The sequence below is a fragment of the Peribacillus sp. YIM B13482 genome (assembly GCF_042787975.1).
In the GTDB taxonomy this organism is placed as follows: Bacteria; Bacillota; Bacilli; order Bacillales; family DSM-1321; genus Peribacillus; species Peribacillus simplex_A.
The window spans coordinates 87,237-109,078 of the sequence record NZ_JBHZPF010000010.1; the positions used below are offsets into that span (position 1 = coordinate 87,237).

Annotated in this window: 19 protein-coding genes, 3 pseudogenes and 1 riboswitch; of the genes and pseudogenes, 6 read left to right on the forward strand and 16 right to left on the reverse strand. The window is 38.6% G+C overall.

Annotated features, from left to right (window positions below):
• Positions 1–247: 247 nt before the first annotated feature.
• Positions 248–841, forward strand: coding sequence for a dienelactone hydrolase family protein (locus ACFX4L_RS07785; protein WP_377404625.1), 594 nt, complete (start codon positions 248–250; stop codon positions 839–841).
• A 22-nt stretch (positions 842–863) separates the two neighbouring features.
• On the opposite strand, the gene ACFX4L_RS07790 is transcribed toward ACFX4L_RS07785, so the two are convergent.
• From ACFX4L_RS07790 to ACFX4L_RS07850, 13 genes and pseudogenes are all read right to left on the reverse strand, one after another.
• Positions 864–1,058 carry a hypothetical protein gene (locus ACFX4L_RS07790; protein WP_089363010.1) on the reverse strand — a complete coding sequence of 65 codons (195 nt, stop codon included), beginning with the start codon at positions 1,056–1,058 and terminating at the stop codon, positions 864–866.
• Between the two features lie 67 nt (positions 1,059–1,125).
• The gene (locus ACFX4L_RS07795; RefSeq protein ID WP_284469740.1) at positions 1,126–1,341 is read right to left on the reverse strand and encodes a Fur-regulated basic protein FbpA; all 216 of its coding nucleotides are present in this window, start codon (positions 1,339–1,341) and stop codon (positions 1,126–1,128) included.
• Positions 1,342–1,623: 282 nt separating this feature from the next.
• Positions 1,624–2,475: pseudogene (locus ACFX4L_RS07800) on the reverse strand (methionine ABC transporter ATP-binding protein); the annotation flags it as partial.
• Between the two features lie 547 nt (positions 2,476–3,022).
• A riboswitch (SAM riboswitch) is annotated at positions 3,023–3,134 on the reverse strand.
• A gap of 140 nt (positions 3,135–3,274) precedes the next feature.
• Positions 3,275–3,742, reverse strand: a complete 468-nt coding sequence (locus ACFX4L_RS07805; protein ID WP_377404628.1) for a GNAT family N-acetyltransferase — start codon at positions 3,740–3,742, stop codon at positions 3,275–3,277.
• Between the two features lie 96 nt (positions 3,743–3,838).
• The gene (locus ACFX4L_RS07810) at positions 3,839–4,207 is read right to left on the reverse strand and encodes a nuclear transport factor 2 family protein (RefSeq protein ID WP_377404631.1); all 369 of its coding nucleotides are present in this window, start codon (positions 4,205–4,207) and stop codon (positions 3,839–3,841) included.
• Positions 4,208–4,843: 636 nt separating this feature from the next.
• The gene (locus ACFX4L_RS07815) at positions 4,844–6,154 is read right to left on the reverse strand and encodes an amidohydrolase family protein (protein ID WP_284469737.1); all 1,311 of its coding nucleotides are present in this window, start codon (positions 6,152–6,154) and stop codon (positions 4,844–4,846) included.
• Between the two features lie 234 nt (positions 6,155–6,388).
• Positions 6,389–7,378, reverse strand: coding sequence for a zinc-dependent alcohol dehydrogenase family protein (locus ACFX4L_RS07820; protein WP_377404634.1), 990 nt, complete (start codon positions 7,376–7,378; stop codon positions 6,389–6,391).
• 331 nt (positions 7,379–7,709) lie between these two features.
• Positions 7,710–8,114 carry a DUF1259 domain-containing protein gene (locus tag ACFX4L_RS07825; RefSeq protein WP_377404637.1) on the reverse strand — a complete coding sequence of 135 codons (405 nt, stop codon included), beginning with the start codon at positions 8,112–8,114 and terminating at the stop codon, positions 7,710–7,712.
• 170 nt (positions 8,115–8,284) lie between these two features.
• A complete protein-coding gene (locus tag ACFX4L_RS07830; protein WP_289319686.1) occupies positions 8,285–9,808 on the reverse strand; it encodes a sodium:solute symporter family protein in 1,524 nt (507 codons plus the stop codon).
• A complete protein-coding gene (locus tag ACFX4L_RS07835; RefSeq protein WP_289319685.1) occupies positions 9,805–10,005 on the reverse strand; it encodes a DUF3311 domain-containing protein in 201 nt (66 codons plus the stop codon). The genes ACFX4L_RS07830 and ACFX4L_RS07835 overlap by 4 nt, the downstream gene beginning before the upstream one ends.
• Positions 10,006–10,017: 12 nt before the next feature.
• A complete protein-coding gene (locus tag ACFX4L_RS07840) occupies positions 10,018–11,190 on the reverse strand; it encodes a M20 family metallopeptidase (RefSeq protein ID WP_377404652.1) in 1,173 nt (390 codons plus the stop codon).
• Positions 11,191–11,420: 230 nt separating this feature from the next.
• Positions 11,421–12,719: a helix-turn-helix domain-containing protein gene (locus ACFX4L_RS07845; RefSeq protein ID WP_125160504.1), complete on the reverse strand. Its 1,299-nt coding sequence runs from the start codon at positions 12,717–12,719 to the stop codon at positions 11,421–11,423.
• A 582-nt stretch (positions 12,720–13,301) separates the two neighbouring features.
• Positions 13,302–13,734 (reverse strand): annotated as a pseudogene (locus tag ACFX4L_RS07850) (isochorismatase family protein); the annotation flags it as partial.
• 214 nt (positions 13,735–13,948) lie between these two features.
• Between ACFX4L_RS07850 and ACFX4L_RS07855 the strand changes: the two are divergent.
• The 3 genes and pseudogenes from ACFX4L_RS07855 to ACFX4L_RS07865 form a co-directional block, all read left to right on the forward strand.
• Positions 13,949–15,040 carry a low temperature requirement protein A gene (locus tag ACFX4L_RS07855; RefSeq protein ID WP_377404640.1) on the forward strand — a complete coding sequence of 364 codons (1,092 nt, stop codon included), beginning with the start codon at positions 13,949–13,951 and terminating at the stop codon, positions 15,038–15,040.
• A 90-nt stretch (positions 15,041–15,130) separates the two neighbouring features.
• Positions 15,131–15,574, forward strand: a complete 444-nt coding sequence (locus ACFX4L_RS07860; RefSeq protein WP_284469727.1) for a MarR family winged helix-turn-helix transcriptional regulator — start codon at positions 15,131–15,133, stop codon at positions 15,572–15,574.
• 220 nt (positions 15,575–15,794) lie between these two features.
• A pseudogene (locus tag ACFX4L_RS07865) lies at positions 15,795–16,082 on the forward strand (O-methyltransferase); the annotation flags it as partial.
• A 376-nt stretch (positions 16,083–16,458) separates the two neighbouring features.
• On the opposite strand, the gene ACFX4L_RS07870 reads toward ACFX4L_RS07865, so the two are convergent.
• Both ACFX4L_RS07870 and ACFX4L_RS07875 read right to left on the reverse strand, forming a co-directional pair.
• Complete coding sequence (locus ACFX4L_RS07870) at positions 16,459–16,614, reverse strand: DUF1540 domain-containing protein (protein ID WP_065310844.1); 156 nt, start codon at positions 16,612–16,614, stop codon at positions 16,459–16,461.
• 221 nt (positions 16,615–16,835) lie between these two features.
• Positions 16,836–17,726, reverse strand: a complete 891-nt coding sequence (locus ACFX4L_RS07875; protein ID WP_089363029.1) for a LysR family transcriptional regulator — start codon at positions 17,724–17,726, stop codon at positions 16,836–16,838.
• Positions 17,727–17,863: 137 nt separating this feature from the next.
• Between ACFX4L_RS07875 and ACFX4L_RS07880 the strand changes: the two genes are divergently transcribed.
• Together ACFX4L_RS07880 and ACFX4L_RS07885 are read left to right on the forward strand one after the other, a co-directional pair.
• Positions 17,864–18,829 (forward strand): DMT family transporter, encoded by a 966-nt coding sequence (locus tag ACFX4L_RS07880; protein ID WP_377387191.1) that lies wholly within the window; start codon positions 17,864–17,866, stop codon positions 18,827–18,829.
• 35 nt (positions 18,830–18,864) lie between these two features.
• Entirely contained in the window at positions 18,865–19,008 is a 144-nt protein-coding gene (locus ACFX4L_RS07885) for a hypothetical protein (protein ID WP_377387190.1), read from the forward strand.
• 110 nt (positions 19,009–19,118) lie between these two features.
• Here ACFX4L_RS07885 and ACFX4L_RS07890 read toward each other — a convergent pair whose 3' ends face one another.
• The gene (locus ACFX4L_RS07890; protein WP_377404643.1) at positions 19,119–21,023 is read right to left on the reverse strand and encodes an endonuclease MutS2; all 1,905 of its coding nucleotides are present in this window, start codon (positions 21,021–21,023) and stop codon (positions 19,119–19,121) included.
• Positions 21,024–21,842: the final 819 nt, after the last annotated feature.

Genomic DNA, 21,842 nt, shown 5'->3' on the forward strand with positions numbered 1-21,842 from the left:
CTTATAAGAAGGTTTTCTATTTTTAAAATTTCTCCCTTTGGAGTACAGCAAAAAATATGGTACCACAATCCACAGTATTATCACCTAGATAATGTTGAATTCATTGAACTAACAAGTGAGTTAGCTAAAGATCAAACTACATTTAAGGCAAACTTTTTTACTAAATAACTAATAAAATTAAGAAGAAACGATATATTAACAGGTTATTAATTTGTATAATGGAAGCATTCGTATTAGGGGGTAAAAAATGCTGCACAAACAGAACAATTCAGATACTGTAATCATGGTCATTCACGAAATTTATGGATTGAACGAACATATGCAGGGCTTTTGTGAGGCATTATCAAAACAGGACTTTGATGTCATCTGTCCGAATTTGTTAGGTCGCGAAACGCCTTTTGATTATTCCCAAGAGGAAGCTGCATATCGTCATTTTATGGAGAACGTAGGTTTTAAAGAAGCTTTACATAAAATAAGGGATATAATATCGGATGTTAAAGATGAATACAAAAAAATATTCATCATTGGATTTAGTGCAGGGGCAACTGTAGCTTGGCTGTGCAGTGAGGAAGAATGCGTCGATGGAATAGTTGGATACTACGGTTCCCGTATTAGGAATTATGTAGAATTAACGCCACAATGCCCTGCACTGCTATTCTTTCCGCAAGACGAGCCATCGTTTGATGTGGACGAGTTAATTTCAGCTTTAGAAATAAAGAATATCGAAGTGCATAAATTCAACGGAAAACATGGATTCAGTGACCCTTACAGTTCAAAATATCATGTAGAATCAGCGCATAAAGCATTTAGCAAAATGATGAAATTTATTCTGGAACAGTAAATGCATGAACTGAACGTTCAACCTAACATCGTTTTGTATTGATCCAATGTATCGAACCAGCATCACTATGGGGATGACAGTCCGTTTGAACCTTTTTGTACTCTATTTCCAATTCTTTTAAGGATAACTTCATAAGCTTTTCCACAGTCATATTTACATGATGGACCATAAGCTTATGGATTAATTCCTTCCGTCTTTCTTCCACACCTTTCCTCATTTCACCCTCTCCTTTTAATTATTTGATGGTATTAGAGGAATAACCGCCTCACCCGCATTTTCTGAAGTTAACTGAAATGATTTATCTTCAGACAGGGGGAACTGTCATCGGAATAGGATTCCTTCTCTTCAATTTTACGTATTTTAATATATTCCTTCTCTAAATCGGTTAAGGTTAATTCAAATAGATGTATGTCATTCTTTTTATAGACACCCTCGTTAATCAACTTGTTGATTAGGAAGTCTCTTTTCTTCTCAATTGCATTACGTAATAAAATCCCCATAATAAATCCTCCTTTATTATATGAACTACTACGGATTGGAATAGCCTTGGAATCGTTCAATCGGAATTTGCCGGCTGGCTCATTCACAAAAAAAACCGGTGACATCTCTTTACATTAAAGAAAAGTCTCCGGTTTTCCGGTCAATTAACCTATAATCCCTATTGAATTACTAAGTATTATTGTTACCTATACAACAAACTCTGTGCTCCGTAGTCAACAAAAAGTTTTGATTTTCTTGAATTTTATATTTTTTGATTCTGCTTTTGGGTAAGCACTTTTTTATTTTTCCGTTTGTTTCGTAAAAGGAGTACCCGAAGTAGTCCCAATAAAATTAATTTTCCAAATAATCGGGATATGGGACCCTATACTTTTCAGGAAACTTTGTGGAATCTCGTCATGTATGACCGTTCTCACGAAGTTTTTTGCAATATCCGTTTGCGGCTTCGCAAAAACTTCGAAAACTGAACCTTGTTCAACGACGCATCCGCCCTCCATGACCGCTACCTTATTGCAAATTTCCCTGATGACAGACATTTCATGAGTGATTAGCAGAATGGTAATATTGTATTCTTTATTAATTTTTTTTAAGAGTTGCAGTACTGCACTCGTTGTTTGTGGATCCAATGCAGATGTAGCTTCATCACACAATAAGATTGATGGATTGGTAGCCAATGCCCTCGCAATTCCGATCCGCTGCTTTTGACCGCCGGATAATTGTTCCGGATAACTCTTTGCCTTGCTTGATAAGCCAACGAACTCTAACAGCTCGCCTACCCGCTTTTTGATTTCTTTACCCGGAGTTCCCGATAAAACCAGCGGCATGGCGATATTATCAAAAACGGTCTTTGAGTTAAGCAAATTGAAATGCTAAAAGATCATCCCGATTTTTTTCTTTTCAGCCCGTAATTCCTTTGGGTTCAATTTGGTTAAATCCTTGCCCCCAACAATCACCTGACCATCTGAAGGGTGTTCCAGCAGATTGACCAGTCTGATCAATGTACTCTTCCCGGCTCCGCTATAACCGACTACACCGAATATATCCCCCTTTTCCACTGTCAAATTAATGCCCTTCAAAGCCTCGACCGTCTGTTTCTTTGTTTGATAAACCTTTTTAACATTTTGAAACTCTATCATCCAATCTCCCCCCATGCTGTTTATTTGTACAAATTCATTATCAGAGAAGAGCTTTGCAAAGTTTCATAATGATCGGGTTAAATTTTCGAAACTCACGAGTAAATGCACGAAATTCACGAGTAAATGCGTGAAACTCACGAGTAAATGCGCGAAACTCACGAGTAAGTGCGCCAAATTCACGAGTAAGTGTGCGAAACTCACGAGTAAGTGCGCGAAATTTACGAGTAAGTGCGCGAAACCCACGAGTAAGTGTGCGAAACCCACGAGTAAGTGTGCGAAACTCACGAGTAAATGCGCGAAATTTACGAGTAAGTGCGCGAAACCCACGAGTAAGTGCGCGAAACCCACGAGTAAGTGCGCGAACTCACGAGTAAATACTCACAACTCATGATTAATGATCGAAACTCACGAGTAAATGCACCAATTCTCCAAATAACCATATACATTCTGAATAAACAAAAGAGGCCTCTTCCGTCATCAGACAGAAGAGGCCTATTTAGACATAAAAAAGAGTAAACTCTTAAATTAATTATCTAAGAAAAGCTCCTTCTTATCTTTCAAACTTTCGTCCGTTGGAATTAGCACAGTATTTTTACAAAAGTAAAAACCCGCTGCCGAGGTATCATAGGGCCAAGTCCCTCCACATCTCTTGATAAGAATTAACGTTATATTTAATTATGTCCTTCACTATATATTCTAATTCCCCTAAAGTTAACCATATTTTCCATCACTCTAAACATTTTCACAGTATAGTCAATTGACGTTTTTTTAATTATATTAATATAATTTCATTTCTACTTTATAATGATTTGCTCATTCTCCAGACAGGGTATTTTTCATTTTCTTCCCTTATCTTCATCATGCCTGAATTTGAATATAAACGAATTGCCCTTTGATTATCCGAAGAGACCCTTAAATGATATTCGGATACATTAAATTGCCTGAAAAAGTTTTCTGCGTAGCGTACCAATTCCTTTCCAAGGCCTTTACTGCGGTATTCGGGGATAAGATAAAATAGATTCACATAGCCGATTTCAGTCCCTTCATACTCCCGAATTTGAAGTTCCATTTGTCCAATTGGTTCTTGGTCCTTTTCAATGATCATATGTCCATCCGGAAATTTGCGGACCCGTTCTTTCATTCGTTGCAGATATGTATTTTCATCTCCAAAACCATCTTCAGATCCAAAACTTACAACATAGGAATCTTTCCTGAATTTAATGATAATATCTTTATCTTTGTCGATATCAATGGTATGAAAGATCAAATTCATCCACCCCTATCATTTTATTGGAATAGTTTCAAAGTAGAAAAAGCTCATTTTACTTACGATCTTTTATGATATTTTTCATAATTAAAAGGCTTAAAGAGGCCCTTTCGTTTTCGTTCCTTGATGAAAAAACATTTGCCATCTGCCATTCGCATATTTCCAGATTGAACTCCTTAAGGTATGCTCCTCTTTATCTTCATCAAAAATTCGGTAAGTAGTTAATACGGTGTCCTTAGACAATGGATGCATATCAAATTGACTTAGTGTCATGTTCACCGCTCCGGCTCCCTCTTGCCCCATAAAATCATTTTTAGACCATATGTTACCCGAACTGCCGAACTCAAAGAAATCATCTTTCAATAATGATGAAAGCTCTTCTGGAGATGTACGGATTTCAGGTTTTAATAATTTCTCCTCCAGCTGCTGCACGTGCGCTTTTAACGAAGACCATTCGTTTTCCATTCATTCCATCCCCTTTTACACTTATATGTGCATGAACTATGAACTACTTCCCAAGCTAATTGTAAAATCATATATAATACATACTAACAATATATCCCAGATGGTGGTGAAATTAATGATCGATGCTATCAAAGATTTTTTATCCAGTTCATTGTTAATTATCAGCTGGCTTATATTTGCGGTCAGCAGTATTTTTTTCATTTTTTCTTTTTTAACCATCTTTGCCATACCTATATTTCTCTTGTTATTTTTAACAGGGTTACTTTGCTTCTCTATTTCCAAGAAACTGGACTGGAGACAGACCTCAAACTAAAAAGGGATTAGAATACTTTACGTTAAGTTGTTAATGCCTACAGTCTTTTACTATGATCCAGTGGTTTTAGATCTTGGTTGGCCGAATTATACAGGACTAGGTCGAAACTGGAGGTCGAATTTGGTCGAAGTGAGTGCCTGCAGTGGAATGAAGCGGTCAAAGAACAAATCCTCAAAAACTCGAGCAATTTGGGGTGCCATCTTAGAATTCATGCAGAGTGGATTGGAACGGTCAAAATTTAAAACCTAAAAAAACTGAAGACAAACTCCATTTTTATCGAGTTTGCCTTCAGTCTGAAAGAAGCTGCAAGTTTCGTGTCGTATTTATCGTGATAGTGTGCCCTGCAGACGATTCGTTTCGGCAATTACTTTTTCTTCATCGATCGTTAAGCATTCGCCATTTTTCACAATCATCTTGCCGTCAATGTATACATCAGATACATCATTTCCGCGGGCTGCATAAAGCAAATGCGAATACGCTTCACTCAGCGGCTGCAGATGCTCTTTGTTATAAGGGTAAATGGTGATGAAATCTGCTTTTTTACCTGCTTCAAGTGATCCCGTATGACCCATGCCGATTGCTTCGGCACCCATTCTCGTGGCCATGGCCAGTGCCGTTTGAGCAGGGAATTTAGTGGCATCCTTATAGATGCCTTTTTGCAATAATGCCGCCGTTCTCATTTCCTCGAACATATCGAAGTTGTTGTTGGAAGCAACACCATCTGTTGCAACCCCAACTTTAATGCCTGCATCAAGAAGGCTGACGATATCAGCAATTCCCGATCCCAGCTTCAGATTACTGATTGGATTATGAGCAACCCGAACATCATGCTGTTTTAGTATCGCCCGCTCTTCATCATTGAGTACGACACCATGGGCCATCACTGTAGGCTGATCAAAAAGACCTAAGCGGCGAAGGTGCTCGACAGGACGGAATCCAAAACGCTTTTCGATGTCAAGGATTTCAAAGTCCGTTTCCGAAACGTGAATGTGCACCATCAAATCATTCTCTTTTGCAATCCGTGCACTTTCCATAATCGCTTCAGGTGTACAAGCATAAGGGCTGTGTGGCGCTACCATGGTAGTCAGGCGGCCATCGGCAAACGTCTTATAGTTTTTTGAAAACTGCTCAGCTCCCATGAGGTTCGCTTTTTGTTCTTTTTCCGTACCTAAGCTGAAAATCGTGTAGGAAAAGGCTCCGCGCATTCCTGTTTCGCCTATCGTCTCCATGACAGCACCTGCATCTATTCCATTAGGATTAAACATATCCGAAAATGTCGTTGTTCCTGATTTCAGCATTTCCATAATGCCAAGCTGAGAACTTACAGAGGCGATTTCCGTTGTAAACTGGCTTTCAATCGGCCATATTTTCGTTTCAAGCCATGGCTTCAGCAGCATATCGTCCCCGATTCCGCGTAAAAGGGTCATCACAATATGCGAATGGGCATTCACTAGACCTGGCATAATCCATTTTCCGCCAAGGTCGACCACTTGATCGGCATCTGCCAATTGTTCTTCAGAATGCTGGCCGATGTAGGATATGATTTGATCTTGTACAATCATCATGCCTTTTTCAAAGATTTGATTTTCCTTGTCCATCGTAAAAAAGGTACCATTCATATATATCGTTTTCATGTAATTATTTCCTCCAAAGTCTTTTCGTATCATTGAACAACATGTCATGTTACTATTCCGCATTCTAAACTAGCCTCTTACAGATAATCAAGTAATTCCATATTATCAGGGAGCATTTCCATTTACCTTAGGAACCTATTGGAAGAGTGAACGGAATAATCTTGTTTCATTTAATCAGCAAACCACATCGATGATCCCCATAGCAAATTTAACGAATTGATGAAGAACTCAAAATCAGTTGCTTAAAAAAATCTTCCCCCTATTGCTCATAGGGGTTTCCATGACACGAATGGCTTCTTGTATATCCCCAAGGCCGTAGTAAGAATCCGGCACCATGAAACTCAATCTTTTATCGTTAATGAATCCCATCAAAAGGTTAAACGTTTCTTGCCAAGTCTGAACGGATGCCTGTTGGTTCCAATGCCGTAGATGAAACATTTTAACATTTATTTTTGTCCTTTGTGAAATTTCCGCCCAATTTACAGACTTTCCTGATAAAAGACCAATCGTTAATAAGATGCCTTCAGGCCGAACACAAAAGGCTAACTCGGAACCATCTGTACCTCCCACCGAATCTATGGCCGCGTTCGCTCCGCGTCCATTCGTCAACTCCATCACGGTATCATGCAATGATGATTCAGACGTATCGATTACATATGCAGCACCAAGTTTAAGCAGTTCTTCCGTATAGGTATTGTTTCTGGTTACAGCAATCAGCTTAAATCCAAGAATCTTGGATAACTGGGTGAAGATGCGGCCAATGGAAGATCCGCAAGCATTCACGAGTAATACATCATCAGGTTTCAATGCCAATACTTCTGTGATTGTTAACCAAGCGGTTATCGGATTTATATATAATTGCGCTGCTATATGGTCCTCAATGGAATCAGGAATGACGATTGCCAAATCCGCAGATGTTTTAACATAATCCTGCCAGGTACCTTCACCGCGCAAAGGCAGAACACGCTTGCCAATCAGCTCTTGCGAAACCGAAGGACCCACCGCTTCCACTATGCCGACGCCTTCATAACCAGGAATGGAAGGCAAGGGAATTCGGTGGGAATATGCGCCCCGAATGGGCAGCAAGTCAGATGGATTGATAGGACGTGCAGTCATCCGTACAAGGACTTCCCCGTCCACAGGCATTTGAATGAATTTATTTTCCACTTTTATAACTTTTTGTGGATGCCCAAACTCATAAAATTTAGCACATTTAGCTTCCAAAATAGTAAGTCTCCTTTAATATAGTTCTAACTATTTTATCATTTATACAGAACCAGCCTATCCTGTATTTTTCGTTATTCACCTTTTAAACAGCAAATCTTAAAAACGTAAAGAGCTTTTCACTTTTCTTCTGTTTTTCTCAGCTTCAATTGATCTGCCCCTTTCGTTCCATAAAAAAAAAGGCTGCCGCAGCACCACCTGGTTTTGGAAGTAAAACATCCTTTTGTTAAATAAGAATTCAATAAAAAATACTTAAAACCTTTTATAAATCCCTCAATTTAATCCAGTAGAATTTACCGCTAACGCCTTGTTTATACGAACAAATATCAATTTATCGAACTGGATAGCTGCTTAAAGTTGAAAAAGAATGCGCCAATTTTTTCGCGAAATTTAATGGGAGTTCGACTGATTGAATATGAATATACAAAATCGAAGGTTTCATATATAACCAATGATTATGCAAGGCACTAACAATAATCCCCTGTTGGACAACTGATTGCATAAATCCTGGAATTTCTTCTTGTAAAATTGCTATTTCACCCAAATTTAGTGCAATACCGTTTTGATCCAATGATTCAAATAAAACCCCTACTGGTACAACTGAGTTACTCGGACGCCCTTGGACAAACACTTCAATATTACGATGCAAGGATACAGAACAAACATCTTTATTTATGTCGCTTTTCCCATTTAGAATTTTGGCAAATTGTTCACAAAGAGAGTTATAGTCATTCATAATTAAGCCTCCTTTTAATTGGGATATTATGATGTTTAATTCTATTTAATGATGAATCATAAAATAAAGGAGGGAAAAAATGCCCTCCAGATCATTTAACTGGAGGGCATTCGTATTAAACATAATCTTATGGGAATGAATTACTTAGCGCAGCAAATATTCATGTTGTGTTAGCTATTTGATTCTTTTTGTATTAGAACCTTGTGCTCTACTGTTGTTTTCTCCAAAACATCATTATCTTTATGAGTATTAGTAATGTTTTTTGTCATCACACTGACAACCACTAAAACTACGATATTAACAAATAGAGCGATAATTCCTACATTCAAGTCTTTAATTGCTTGAGGAAGATAAGGAAATAGATAACCAATTTTTATATTCCCTAGTTCCATAATTGAGACTAGCACGCCTCCTGTTATAATCCCGGCAAATGCTCCATGTTTGGTTATAAAATTCTTTCTCATCAAGCTTGCGAAAAAGGCAGGAGCTAGTTGTGTGATAAAATTATAGGCGATTAAAGCAAGACTAAAGAGGGAATTTCCACCTTTAAAGGTCAAGTAAATCCCTACGAGAGAAATAAGGGGAACCAAGTATTTTACCAATTTTGCAATCTGATTTTCCGTTGCCGATGGAGTGAATACCTTATATACATTTTTTGCAAGCAATGTTGATATTGACATCAACAGCATGGAACTTGGTACTAAAGCGGCTAACACGCCAGTGCCACCTATTAAGCCCACAAACCATGGATCAAATTCCTGTTTAGAAAGCTGCAGCAAGATAAGATCGGCTTCGCTGCCTTTTAATCCAGGCGTCTGCAAGATAGCTGCAAATCCGACAAAAAAGGCAAACAACAAAATCAATTGGTACATTGGCATTAGGATTGCATTTTTTCGTAAAGCTTTTTCGCTAGAGGCAGCATAAATAGGAGAAAACCCGTGCGGCCACATATAAAATCCAATGGAGCTTAATATAACGGTCGATATATACCACGAAACGCCCATTCCTTGATCCGGAAGTATGGTATAGTTCGGCTTTGCATTTTCAATGGCCTCAAACATGGGTTGAAGACCGTCATAATAATGAAGAGGGAAATAAACCCCTAAAAATACGACAATGCCAAGAATCAGAATATCCTTTAAAATAGCTGTCCTGGCAGAACCGTGAATACCGGAAACCATTACGAAAATGGTTACACCAATTGCTCCAACCCAAATGGCAGCTGTAGAAGAAATGGCCCCATAGGATGTTGCAGAAACGATATATCCTAACCCCTTCAATTGCAGAACTAAGTAGCAAGTACAAGCTATAACACCAATTACAGCAACAAGCACACCAAGATAAGGACTTTGATATTTTTTCACGAAAAAATCTGATTGGGAAACTAATTGGTGTTTCTTTGCATACCTCCAGATAGCAGGAAATGTCCAGTAGGAGATGACTGTTGCCAGACAGCCGTATGATACGATACTAAAGATGGAACCTCCTTCCCCATAAGCTGATCCACTTGCACCTAAAAAGGTGAAGGTCGTATACATTTCACCTGCGGATAAGAGGAAAATCAAAAGGGCTCCCATTCCGCGTCCCCCGACTGACCATTGTTCTAAGTTCATTTCTTTCCCTTTTTTAGCCTGGATACCAATCAAAACGGAAATGACGAAAAAAAACAGGATGAATAACACGGCAATATTCATCTTGAATCTCCCTTCTGATTAGCTGGATCCAGTAGATAGATAATCCCCATAATACCTGTGGTTAGCACAGACCAGAGTACAATCCAAAAGTGAAAAAATGGCATTCCCAGAACATAGGGAGTCACTTTATTTGTAAACAAAGCACCTACAATAATACCAAGAAACGGGATTATTCCGAGCCAATATATTTTTTTCATACTCTTAGCCCCCTAGTAAGTTAGATTTAACATTTTAAAAGTCGCGTGAACAAATAACTTCACCCCATTTTGTAAAGCCTGTTCATCGATCGTGAATTTCGGATGATGGTGAGGATATATAATCCCTTTTTCTTCATTACGGGCCCCTATTACAACATAGGATCCCGGAACTACTTTTTGAAAAGCAGAGAAGTCCTCACTTCCCATAATCGGCTTTAAAATCTCTCGGCTTTCTTCACCAAATACTTCACAGACAGTTTCGTCCATCAATCGGGTAACTTCTTCATCATTAATGGTCGGAGCATAACCGAACTGATAATCGAATTCGTAAGTAGCTCCATGCGCTTCAGTAATTCCTTTTATAATGCGTTCGATAAAATTCGGTATTTTTTCCCTTAACCCCGGATTAAAGCTTCGAACGGAACCGCCAATGCTTACCTTACTTGGAATAACATTAATCGCACTTCCCGCATGGAACTGAGTCACTGAAATCACAAGAGCTTCCTGGGCATCACGATACCTCGAAACAATATGCTGGAGATTTGATACAACCTGTGTTCCAATTGCTATGGGATCGACGGTAAGTTCAGGCTGTGAGGCGTGCCCCCCTTTACCGACCACTGTAATGTTAAAAGTATCAGCTCCAGCCATCACCGGACCGTAACCCAAACCAATTTTCCCTAAAGGAAGAGTCGACAAGAGATGGGTGCCAATGACCATATCCACTCCATCAAGCACACCAGCTTTCACCATCTCTTGGGCTCCACCGGGCGGCAGTTCCTCGGCATGTTGAAATAAAAAGCGGACCTCCCCTTTAATATGATCCTTTAACTGTGTAAGAATCTTCGCTGCACCAAGCAGCATCGCCGTATGCCCGTCATGTCCGCATGCATGCATCGCGCCTGAATTCTGTGACACAAAGTCAAACTCATTCTCTTCTTCAATTGGAAGCGCATCCATATCAGCCCGCAGTGCAATAACCTTCCCAGGCTGCGGGCCAATCAAACGAGCCATTATACTCGTTTTTGTCGGACGTGAAATTTCCAAATCACCAAAAGTTTGTAGCGTTTCATAAACAAATTGTGCTGTTTTTACTTCTTCAAAAGACAGCTCGGGATACATATGTAAATATCTTCGCCATCCAATCACTTCATCTTTAACAGTCTCGATTAAATCTTGAATCATTATCGTTTGAGACACCCAATACATCCCCTTTTCATTCAATTTACATGGTAATCTTTATTTTCGGTTAGTTTAAGGAATAAATTCCTTAAATAGAGTATAATATCCCGTGTTCTTTATTTCAATGTTTTTTGAAAATTCTAAACTATTTTATTTGATTACTAGATTTAATAGTGGAAGTTCTCCTTTTAGTGCTTTTACATCAAAATAAAAAAGCACCCAATTTTGGGTGCTTATAATAATCGATAAATTTTACTCGGCCTTCCACGTGTGGCGTGAGCCTCTTCACCAACGCATTGTGCCAAATCAACTTCGCACATATCCGCAATAATACGCCGTACATTACGTTCTGTCATCTCAAGATGTTTCGCTAATTCCTTTGTTGTGAAATTACCCCAGCCCATTCTTTGTACAAGGGCTGATATCTTCTTATATGTTTTTACACTGATATTCCCCTTTTTTAACTTTTCGATAAGGAGTTCATTGTGGGACCGGGTAGCATATTGTAATTCTTTCTTTTTGCCTGGTGATTCAATAATCTTTCCATCATCTTGAATAATCACAATTTCACGCTTCTTCATCTCTTTTGAATGTTGAATAGCCCGAAAAGCATTGATTTCCGCCGAATAGGCAGTTTCGCCGAAGCCAATTCCAACGGCAACGGTTGTATCTGCTTCAAAAGCCAATTTTTGAATGGTATCTTCGAGCGTAATAATTTCCCGTTCAATTGCGCCGCGAGAACTAAAAATCATGTATCTTCCATTCCCTTTCTCTGAAAAGGAACCATTTATTTTTTCACCAAGTTGAATTAACATTTCTTTTAGCCGAAGCTCCAAGTACTGTAAATGATAAGGAGTTTTCATTTCCTCTGCCACTCTGTTAAAATATTCAACTTCAATGATTTCAACTCCAATTTGTGTGTCTTTAAAGTAGGAAGTCTTTACTTTTTCAGAAAGAATCCGAAGCGTTTGCCGGATTTCCATCTTACTCATCGACATCCGGTAAGCTGGAATTCCATACTCCCTTAAAGCTTCGCACACGGACGGAAAACAAGATAAGGCGCCTTCTGTCCTTCCCTTATTCCATAAATCCAAGTGAAAATGAAACAATTCATTAGTGTCGACATCTGACTCAAACACTTTCGTATAGATCTTTGGGGTTTTAATATTCAACTGTGACAAAGCTTCTTCACTAATATTGTTTGAAGACATAGTATCGATACTAAGCCTCTCAATAATTTTCCCTTGTTCGTAAATCAACTCTAAAAAAGATTTATAAAAACCTGATTCCGTAGCAGGAACATGGACCATTATTTTATCTGTGCCTAGTGTTTTTTTCGCAATTTCATAGGGAAGTGGACCGGAAAAAAGCCATGCATGTACGTGAGAATGATGTTCTTTTACAATATTCTCTACCTCTTCAGTCTTTACATAGGGCAAAGAGATGAATTCCAATTCATGTTTATATTCTTCTGCCAAGTCTAAAATCTGTTCTACAGAAGTTTTTAGTCCGACTAGTCCGATTTTATACATCCTGTATTCTACTTCCTTTATCATCAGTAATATAATCAATGTTCTTTGTAAATATCCTAGTTTAACGTAAGTCATGCTCGTAAATTTAAATTTTCTGCTCAGTTCTTTTTACCTTTTGTCCTATTTTATCATGTGACATGAAGGAAAAATACGTTGTATACGTTATTCATGTTAGGTTTTCATGACAGCTTTGTTATACATCTTAGATAATCATCCATTATCTTTATGTTTTCCAAGAGTTCTTTTTGCTTTTTGACATGACATAACCAATTTTCTAGTTAAGCTAAAAAAACACCTCTTTAGGTGGTTTCAGACTGTACAATTTGGACGTTGATTTCCACTTCAGGCACTCGCTTTCCGCGGGCGGTCCGCCCTCGGCTTGCGCCTATAGAAAAAGATACTATGTAGGCTTTTTCATACATATTAGAATGCATGATAAAGAACTTATGTTTTTAGTGTGGAGGCCAGTAAGGTCATGAGACCGAGCAATAAAGGAGTTCGGGGTGAAGCTGAGGGTGAAAACAATGTAGATGTTCATAAAAAAATAAGAGGGGACAAATGTCCCCTCCTAGTGTGTTATCTTTAAATCAGCTTGCTGAAATCGCGCTGTGCTCCCCTATAGCTCCCGATTATATTTTGATAACCAGGAAGCTGGCTTGAAAGCAATGCACCAAAACCTTCGACATCGTTGCGCCAATCACGCTGTAATTCGCATGCTCGCTAAACCAATTCATAAGCTGCACACCGCCATGGGCCATACGCGCTAAAGCAGCATCAGCTACCTGTTTGCTGTTCCAGAAGCATCAGTGACAGCGAATACTTCATAACCTGCGTTCAAAGCGGAAAGTGCTGTGAACGCAACGCAGACATCAGTAACCACGCCCGCAATGATAAGTTGTTTTTTTCCGGTTTCTTCGATTACTTTAACAAAATCTTCATTATCCCATGCGTTAATTTGTCCAGGCCGAGCTATTTTTGGCGTGTTAGGAAAGAGTTCTTCCAATTCTTGCCTGAGCGAAGAAAGTTCGTATGTAGGGAAATTCCCCCAACCCCTTCGTTGGTTTAAATCAGTTTATAGTTGGGTAAAAAGAACTTCCCATAATTGATCATGAATTCTAAATTCCACGCTCCAAGATAAGGTAAATGGTTTTGGTTATATTGAACCCCTTCCATTTTCTGAATGTTTACAACATACTATAACCTATAAGGGAATTGGGAGGAGTGCAGAAATGGATGAAAAGAAAGTTACATGGTTAGAGCTCTTTTATGATTTGTTATTTGTGGCGGCCGTTGCGGGCGCAACTCATGTTTTACTGCATGTTGAAGATGGATATATCCATCCAGAGTATTTATTAAAGTTCGTGTTGATTTTTATTCCTATCTGGTGGGCTTGGGTAGGGCAAACCATATTTATTAACCGGTTTGGAAAGGATTTATTTCATCAACGGCTATTTTTGATATTGCAAATGTTTTTTGTCCTAATTATGACCTCAAGCTTATCAGTTGATTTTGATCCTTATTATCTTTCTTTTTTAACTGGTTATATTGGCTTAAGAGCCGTGACGGCTATCCAATATCTTGTTGTACAGCGGATAGAAGAGGGATTTCGAAAAAAAGCAGCACTCTTTTTGGGAAGGTATTTTTGGATTGGAATCGTCATTTCATTATTTTCCGTCCTTTTTGATTCCTGGCTTCGATATGCTGTGTTATATTTGGGCATCCTGATCGATATCATTATCCCGATCCTTGGAAGGAAGCGTTTAGAAAAGGTTCCTACAAATACGGCCCACTTGTTAGAGCGATTCGGTCTATTTACCATCATTCTCTTTGGGGAAGCTCTTGTGAGCACTCTTGCGGTAATCCAACCTAAACAAGGAAATTGGGATTCGATAGCCTTTTCTATCATTTCATTTGTCCTGATAATATCTATGTGGTGGCAATATTTCGATAACATGGAGAAGAAAGTCGACAAGTCTGTACAATCTTCCGGCCAGCTCATCATTTACGGTCATCTGTTTATTTTAACGTCTATAAGCATGATTGCAGCGGCCATCAGATTATTGTTTTTACAGGAAGTCCATTATTCATTTATCTTATATTTTGTTTTTGGTTCCGTATTGCTCTATTTCATATCAACCACTTTTGTTTTCCACCAATATCGACATAAGCACCAGCGCTTGCAAATATATCATTTAGCGTTATTTTTAGGGATTTTAGCCGTCTTTTTTATTTTTAATTTGATTGTCCCGGTACCAAATATCGTGATAATAGCCGAATTAACACTGTTTTTTATCATCTTTGCCAAACTAACGACTACATAATATAGGAATCAAAGATGGAAGTTTTTGCATTTGACATCAAATTAGTTTATTCATAAACTGATTGTGACAAAGAAGAATGAGGTGACATTCATGAAAGAAAACACAACGAATCCCTCCACATCTAACAACGAGGAACGGCTGGGTTTAATGTTATGGTTCCGAATAACACGAATATATAACCAAAGTATTCGGGAATCCAATCAACATTTAAAGAAATGGAATCTATCGGCAGCCCAATTCGATATCTTGGTTCAAGTGGGTTCCCATGAACGATTGTCTCAGCAAGAACTTGCAAACAAGCTTTTTGTGACGAAAGGCAATATCACTCAACTATTAAGGAAAATGGAAGAATTGGGATTGATTAAACGGGAACAGGAATGGAAAACAAAATACCTTTCGTTGACTGAGGAAGGAAAAGAGTTTTTTCATGAAGTTGTTCCAAAACAAGAGCATTTTCAGGCATCACAGTTTGCCAACTTGAATGAGACGGAAAAACAACAGCTTTTAGATCTACTTAAAAAAGTTCAAAAATAAAACAGATCACCTGCTTGAATGGTGATCTGTTTTTCTATCTTTGTTACTTCGGTTTTTTCATGAACAATGAAAGCACCACATTCACGATCGCGAAAATCAAACTAATTTTAAATACAAGCGATGAACCTGAGGCAGCTGCTGCCTGTAAATCATTTGCCACATCAGTCAAGTAGCCATTTTGCTTCGCAGAGAATAGTAAAGGGGCAGCCCTGAAAAACTTGATAATAAGAGATTTGAATTTTTCTTTATAGATGCTGACAAGGAAAATTATGAAAATTACCTGCAGTATTGCATTAAACTGGCGGCGGAACGGGGTGCTTTAATCGTTCTGGATAACGTACTTGCGGGAGGCAGTGTGGCAGACGAAGATGCTCAACCTAAACATTATCCTGCATTTATGAAGGCGTTCAATGGAAACGTGGCCAATCATCCTCAATTGGAATCCCTGCTTATTCCAATCGGTGATAGGCTGACCATTTCAAAAGTAATTGCGCAAACCCACGAGTAAATTGCTCAAACTCACGAGTAAATTGCTCAAACTCACGAGTAAACTGCTCAAATTCACGAGTAAACTGCTCAAACTCACGAGTAAACTGCTCAAACTCACGAGTAAATTGCTAAAATGGCCGAATATATCGCACAAATTCATGAATATATCGATCAACCTCGAGTTTATAGCTCTAACTCTCGAGTATAGTGCTCAAACCCTCAATTATATCGTCCAAACTTTCGATATCATCGATCAAACTCACATGTATATCGCCCAAATATCCTTTTCATGAAGAAAAAATAACTGAATTTCTATAATCTTGAATGAAAATGATTTTTATTATCAATAATAAAATGGAAGAGGGTAACCAAGTTTGATGGTTACCCCCGATGATTTAAATTTCTGGATCAAATGTTTTGCAATCCGTTTCTTTGCTATTTGATGCTTGATTCCCTTTATGGCTGACAACATAAATAGCATCTGCACTGCATTTGTTTCCAGAATCCCAGTATTTACAATTATTCACTTCACATAGAACATCCTTTGCCATCGTATCACACCTCCTCATTTGCTATCATTAACAAAGTTGGGGTTCTTGATACTTTCCTTTTTCAGGTTCGGGTGCCTTGTTTTTAATGAAAACGGAATTGAAGGCCTTCTCGAAAGATTCACGGAATTTAAGGACCGGCAGAAAAAGGACGCCAGTTTGTCAAAGCATGTTCGGTACAGACCCAAGTTTCAGCGTTCTTCTATGTAAAGATTCATATTGGCTCAGGAATGGTTCAGGCTTGATATCGGATTGACCGTACATTCATGATTGGCTTCGATTGTTTGTAAGAAGCTTTGCATGGAGTTTGTCATATAAGCATCTTTACGATGAATGAAGACAGTCGAAATATTGCCGTACTCTTCTGGAATTGCATGAACATGCACGTTTTCATTGGCTGCAAGGTGATTTACCGCTGATTGTGGTACGAGGGTAATGCCAAGGCCGAGTGTTACACTGGTTAAGATGGTTTCCAATACATTGAACTCCATAATCCTTTTAGGCATCACTTCTTCCTCTTTCAACCATTGCTCCAGTTTAGATCGATATCCACAACCCTGACTGAATACTAAAATTGGTTCTGTTAAAAATTCTTCAAGGTTTAATGTTTCATTCCTTGTAACTAAAACAAGTTTTTCTGTACACACATCGTATTGCTGAATGAGTGGATGTTTAATCGGTCCTGTAACAAAAGCGCCATCCAGCCTATGTTCAATAACATCTTTAATTAAATCCTCCGTTAACCCAGCCTTTATGGATAGATCGACATTTGGATACTGTTTATGATAAGAGGCTAGAATCTTAGGAAGGCCGCTGACCGTTTCAACAGTACCGATGTTCAATATCCCCGTAGGTGTTTCACTATCCAGGAATACTTGTTTGAGTTCTTCCATATCAAGCAAAATTTTGTTTACATACACCAGCATCTTTCGTGCCTCTGCGGTTAAAGACATACCACGTTTATGCCTATTGAATAAAGGCGTCCGTAACTCATGCTCCAAATGCTTAATCCTCGCCGTTACATTGGATTGGACATAATTCAACTCAACAGCAGCCTTACTTATGCTTCCATATTTAGCGACGCACTGGAATATTTGCAAATCCCGAATTTCCATAAAAGTGACCCCCTTTCCTAAATATCATTAATAATGATGGTTACATTCACTTTAAGTCATTTTACATGATAATGACTTTATCATAAAGTGTGTATAGGAATTTAATCAATCATTATTTTTTTGAGGGGAAGCTTTAAATGAAAAAGAATCAAGTTTTAATCGGTGCACTTTTATGTTTGACAGCCAGCATTTCTTGGGGAGCCATGTTTCCGGTTGCAGAAAGGGCACTCATGTATATAGATCCTTTTTATTTCTCTTTTCTGCGATATTTAGCTGTTAGCATAATTTTAGGGATATTGCTTTTAATTAAAGAGGGAACGAAGTCTTTTCGCTTGGAAGGGAAAGGAAAGAACTTATTGTTTTTTGGATCGATGGCGTTTACAGTATACAACTTTCTCATTTTCGCAGGTCAAGACTTACTGGGCCATAACGGGGTAATCGTTGCTTCCATCATGGAATCATTAATGCCTATGATTTCAATTATGATAATGTGGGTTTTCAAAAATGCCAGACCTATGAAATATACGATCGCAAGTATGTCCCTTGCCTTAATAGGGGCTATTCTTGTGATTACCAACGGCAATTTATCATTCCTATTTTTATTGAAGGATAGCATCATTCCTATACTTTTCATTCTAATTGGGGTTATAGGATGGGTTATATATACGATGGGCGGCAACCAATTTAATGGGTGGTCAACACTCCGCTATTCGACTTTAACGTGTATTTTGGGAACAACAGTATCTGCAATCATTACATTCCTTGCAACTTTAATTGGCCTGCCTGTCCCCACAGCAGAGGTTATTGAATCCATTTATGGCGAGATGATTTTCATGATTATTTTCCCGGGTGCCATTGCACTTTTAAGCTGGAATTTAGGTATTAAACTTTTAACGCCCATTAATGGCATTCTATTTATCAATTTAGTTCCAATAACCACGTTAGCCATTGTTTTTATCCAAGGGGGATCACTTACATCATTCGAATTACTGGGAACTTTTTTAGTGATATATGCTTTAATTCAAAACAATTATTATCAAAGAAAAAACTTGCCTTCCCATGTTGAAGAATTGATTCCAATGAAAGAAAAAAAAATCAGTTAATTTATAAGGTACAAAACATCAATGGGAGGACAATAATGGATTACTTAACACTTTTAATAATTTTTGGATTGGCTGTACTATGGGAATTGGCAACGATTAATAAGAATGTGAAAAAAATGAATGAGCAAAATGAAGAATTAATTAATCTATATAATGATAGAAGTAAAAGAAATCAGTAAAATGACTTTTGGCACAACAGTGCCTGTAAGCAAAACTATGTGAAAAAAGCCTCTTTTTTAGAGGCTTTTTTTTCACTTTTCTTCGATATTTTTACTGCTCCATAACCGTACTATTCACCAAGTTTCTTCCGGATATCAGCCGCTACATTCTTTAAAGCCTTTTTTGATCCTCTTTCAAGGTCCCTGTTCAATTTCCTTTCTTTATAACTGACAAATAAAGAACTCAGATCATAGCCTTCCGGATATAAATCGACGGCTTTTATTTCAAGCTCGAGCCTATTGGCATGAACCTCCATGAAGGTATCTTCGAAAAGTACGACGACATTATTATATGAGTCCTTTTTCTTATAAACAATCGCATAATCATCCAGTTCGCTTACCTTCACCTTGTCGCCGACTTCAAATTCATACAATGCTTCCTTTGGAACCGCCGATACCTTCGCTTTTTTGATTTTACCTTCCTGGACACGCTTCAAGTCATAGTCTTTATTGCCGATATAAAGCTTTGCCCTTTGCAAAACCTTTTCACGGACATTCATTTTTTTTGCTATCCAGAGGGCATTGCTTTCCCCGGATTGACCAATCAACAGCTTGTATTTTGGCTCAAGTGTTTCACTGTTGAATTGCATGGCCGCATTCATGAAATCACTGTGTATTTCCGAATAGCGCTTGATTTCACCATAATGGGTCGTCGCAATGGTTATGCAGCCCCTTTGATAAAATTCCTCAAGGATGGCAATCGCTAAAGCGGCGCCTTCATTCGGTTCCGTTCCGCTCCCGATTTCATCGAACAGCAGCAATGAGTTATTGGTTAATGCCCCCATGATTTCCGAGATGTTTTTCATATGCGATGAAAACGTGCTCAGTGCATTTTCAATGCTTTGGTTATCACCGATGTCGACAAATACTTGATCGAAGACGGCAAGCTCCGTCCCTTCTTTCCCGGCAACATGCAGTCCTGACATGACAGCCAACGTTAGGATGCCGATCGTTTTCAGGACGACAGTCTTTCCACCGGCATTAGGGCCTGTAATGATCAAGCTGCGATAATCATTACCGATTTCAAAATCCAAAGGTACACTGTTTTGTGGCAAAAGGGGATGTTTACAGCCTTTTAACTTAATATAACCATGATCATTGATTTTCGGTTCGATCGCATCCATGCTTTTACTGAACTTGGCTTTTGCGAAGATCATGTCATATTGACTGATTAACTCGATGTTTATCTTGATTGGTTTCAATTGCTCGAAAACCGTTCCGGATAATGTGGCCAAAAGTTGATACTCTTCCATCGACTCCTCCGCTTTTAAACTTGCCAATTCTACATTCAATTTCGTCACAGAGGCAGGTTCAATGAACACGGTAGCCCCTTTTGCAGATACTTCCACGATCGTTCCTGCCACCTGATTTTTATAGGAGGCTTTGATCGGGATGGTGTAGCGGTCATCCTTTTTGCTTATGAAGAATTCCTGAATGAACTCCTTATTGGCTCCGCTCTTCAAGAACTTATTCAGCCGTTCCTCTATTTTACTTTCTGTCTTGATGATTTGGTTCCTGATGCGTTTCAGGTCCTTGCTTGCTTCGGAAACGACAGCATTTCCCTTTATGGTGAATTGGATTTCTTCTTCAATGCTCCTGAATTCAGTCATCGAGCGGGCGTAGGAATGAAGTGTTGGTGCAAAGAACTCTTTATCGGTCATGAATTTCTTGATATTCCTGCAGCCTCTTAAGAAGTCTGCTATCGCCACTAACTCTGATGGCTCCAATATCATTCCCTTTTCCAATTTGTCGATATGGTAGCCAACATGTGAAATGCCTTTTAAGGGAATATGACTTTCCGCATTCAGTAAATTCCTTGCCTCCGTGGTCTCGTTTAAACGATTTTTAACGACATTCAAATGGCTGCTCGGCTTAAGCTGATCCAATAACGCTTTTCCCAATCCGCTTACGCAATGGTTTTTCACCATTTCCTTGAGTTGGATATATTGTAATTTTTCATAAGTCATTTTATTCATCTAATGATCCCCCTTGAATGAGTGAGTGATTAAAATTCCCAGAATCCAAAAAATGCCCGCAAAAGTCCCCCTACCTTTACAAATGAACAAGCCATTTGAGTAGAAAGCTCCTGCGGGCATCGGCCTTATCTATAGATAAGGACCTACAATCGATAACAAATTGGGCAGCTCGAATAGAACCGCGTACACAAAAAAGCATGATAGGACAAATCCCACCATGCTTTTCGTCGTAACACCTACATGTTACACGATTTATGGAAAAGGAAGCAGTCTTAAGGTAGGTATCCAACAATGCAGAATTGCACTGTGGAAAAAGGCATACTTAATCCACTGACCAATCAGTGATTAAATACCTTATTCAACTAAATTAGTTGATACCTACTCCCGACATAAAACACCACACCTTTTCTTAGATTGGAATTAACATACCACATCAGTAAAAAAAAGTCAATTCCTTTTAACTTAATTAATCGTCAAAATAAGAACCATTGCCATCTTGGGAGGATGAGTGGTTCTTTTTCCGTTTCTAGGCGAACACAGACAGGATCAGACTGGTTGCTACTGCAACAAATATCTCTTTACCCATATCTGTAATTAAGTTCAATAAGAAATGTCTAAAATTAGATGGAAAAGCAAAACTGTGACCTGCCACTCTATCCTCAGTCGCCCCTCTTTCCTATCATATGTTTCCAACAATCGTAATTACGTTCAAATAAAACACTAATAAAAAAAAGGCCGTATTGGGGCTGTTGACAAAATGGGGGAGAGCTTTTGCTCATTCCCCATTTTGATTTTTATCGTTAATTGCTTGTTTATTTA

Excerpts from the sequence above, each read along its gene's own strand:
- ACFX4L_RS07785 (WP_377404625.1), top strand. The coding sequence starts at position 248 with ATGCTGCACAAACAGAACAATTCAGATACTGTAATCATGGTCATTCAC.
- ACFX4L_RS07790 (WP_089363010.1), bottom strand. The coding sequence starts at position 1,058 with ATGAGGAAAGGTGTGGAAGAAAGACGGAAGGAATTAATCCATAAGCTT.
- ACFX4L_RS07795 (WP_284469740.1), bottom strand. The coding sequence starts at position 1,341 with ATGGGGATTTTATTACGTAATGCAATTGAGAAGAAAAGAGACTTCCTA.
- ACFX4L_RS07810 (WP_377404631.1), bottom strand. The coding sequence starts at position 4,207 with ATGGAAAACGAATGGTCTTCGTTAAAAGCGCACGTGCAGCAGCTGGAG.
- ACFX4L_RS07815 (WP_284469737.1), bottom strand. The coding sequence starts at position 6,154 with ATGAAAACGATATATATGAATGGTACCTTTTTTACGATGGACAAGGAA.
- ACFX4L_RS07825 (WP_377404637.1), bottom strand. The coding sequence starts at position 8,114 with ATGAATGACTATAACTCTCTTTGTGAACAATTTGCCAAAATTCTAAAT.
- ACFX4L_RS07830 (WP_289319686.1), bottom strand. The coding sequence starts at position 9,808 with ATGAATATTGCCGTGTTATTCATCCTGTTTTTTTTCGTCATTTCCGTT.
- ACFX4L_RS07835 (WP_289319685.1), bottom strand. The coding sequence starts at position 10,005 with ATGAAAAAAATATATTGGCTCGGAATAATCCCGTTTCTTGGTATTATT.
- ACFX4L_RS07840 (WP_377404652.1), bottom strand. The coding sequence starts at position 11,190 with ATGATTCAAGATTTAATCGAGACTGTTAAAGATGAAGTGATTGGATGG.
- ACFX4L_RS07845 (WP_125160504.1), bottom strand. The coding sequence starts at position 12,719 with ATGTATAAAATCGGACTAGTCGGACTAAAAACTTCTGTAGAACAGATT.
- ACFX4L_RS07855 (WP_377404640.1), top strand. The coding sequence starts at position 13,949 with ATGGATGAAAAGAAAGTTACATGGTTAGAGCTCTTTTATGATTTGTTA.
- ACFX4L_RS07860 (WP_284469727.1), top strand. The coding sequence starts at position 15,131 with ATGAAAGAAAACACAACGAATCCCTCCACATCTAACAACGAGGAACGG.
- ACFX4L_RS07870 (WP_065310844.1), bottom strand. The coding sequence starts at position 16,614 with ATGGCAAAGGATGTTCTATGTGAAGTGAATAATTGTAAATACTGGGAT.
- ACFX4L_RS07875 (WP_089363029.1), bottom strand. The coding sequence starts at position 17,726 with ATGGAAATTCGGGATTTGCAAATATTCCAGTGCGTCGCTAAATATGGA.
- ACFX4L_RS07880 (WP_377387191.1), top strand. The coding sequence starts at position 17,864 with ATGAAAAAGAATCAAGTTTTAATCGGTGCACTTTTATGTTTGACAGCC.
- ACFX4L_RS07885 (WP_377387190.1), top strand. The coding sequence starts at position 18,865 with ATGGATTACTTAACACTTTTAATAATTTTTGGATTGGCTGTACTATGG.
- ACFX4L_RS07890 (WP_377404643.1), bottom strand. The coding sequence starts at position 21,023 with ATGAATAAAATGACTTATGAAAAATTACAATATATCCAACTCAAGGAA.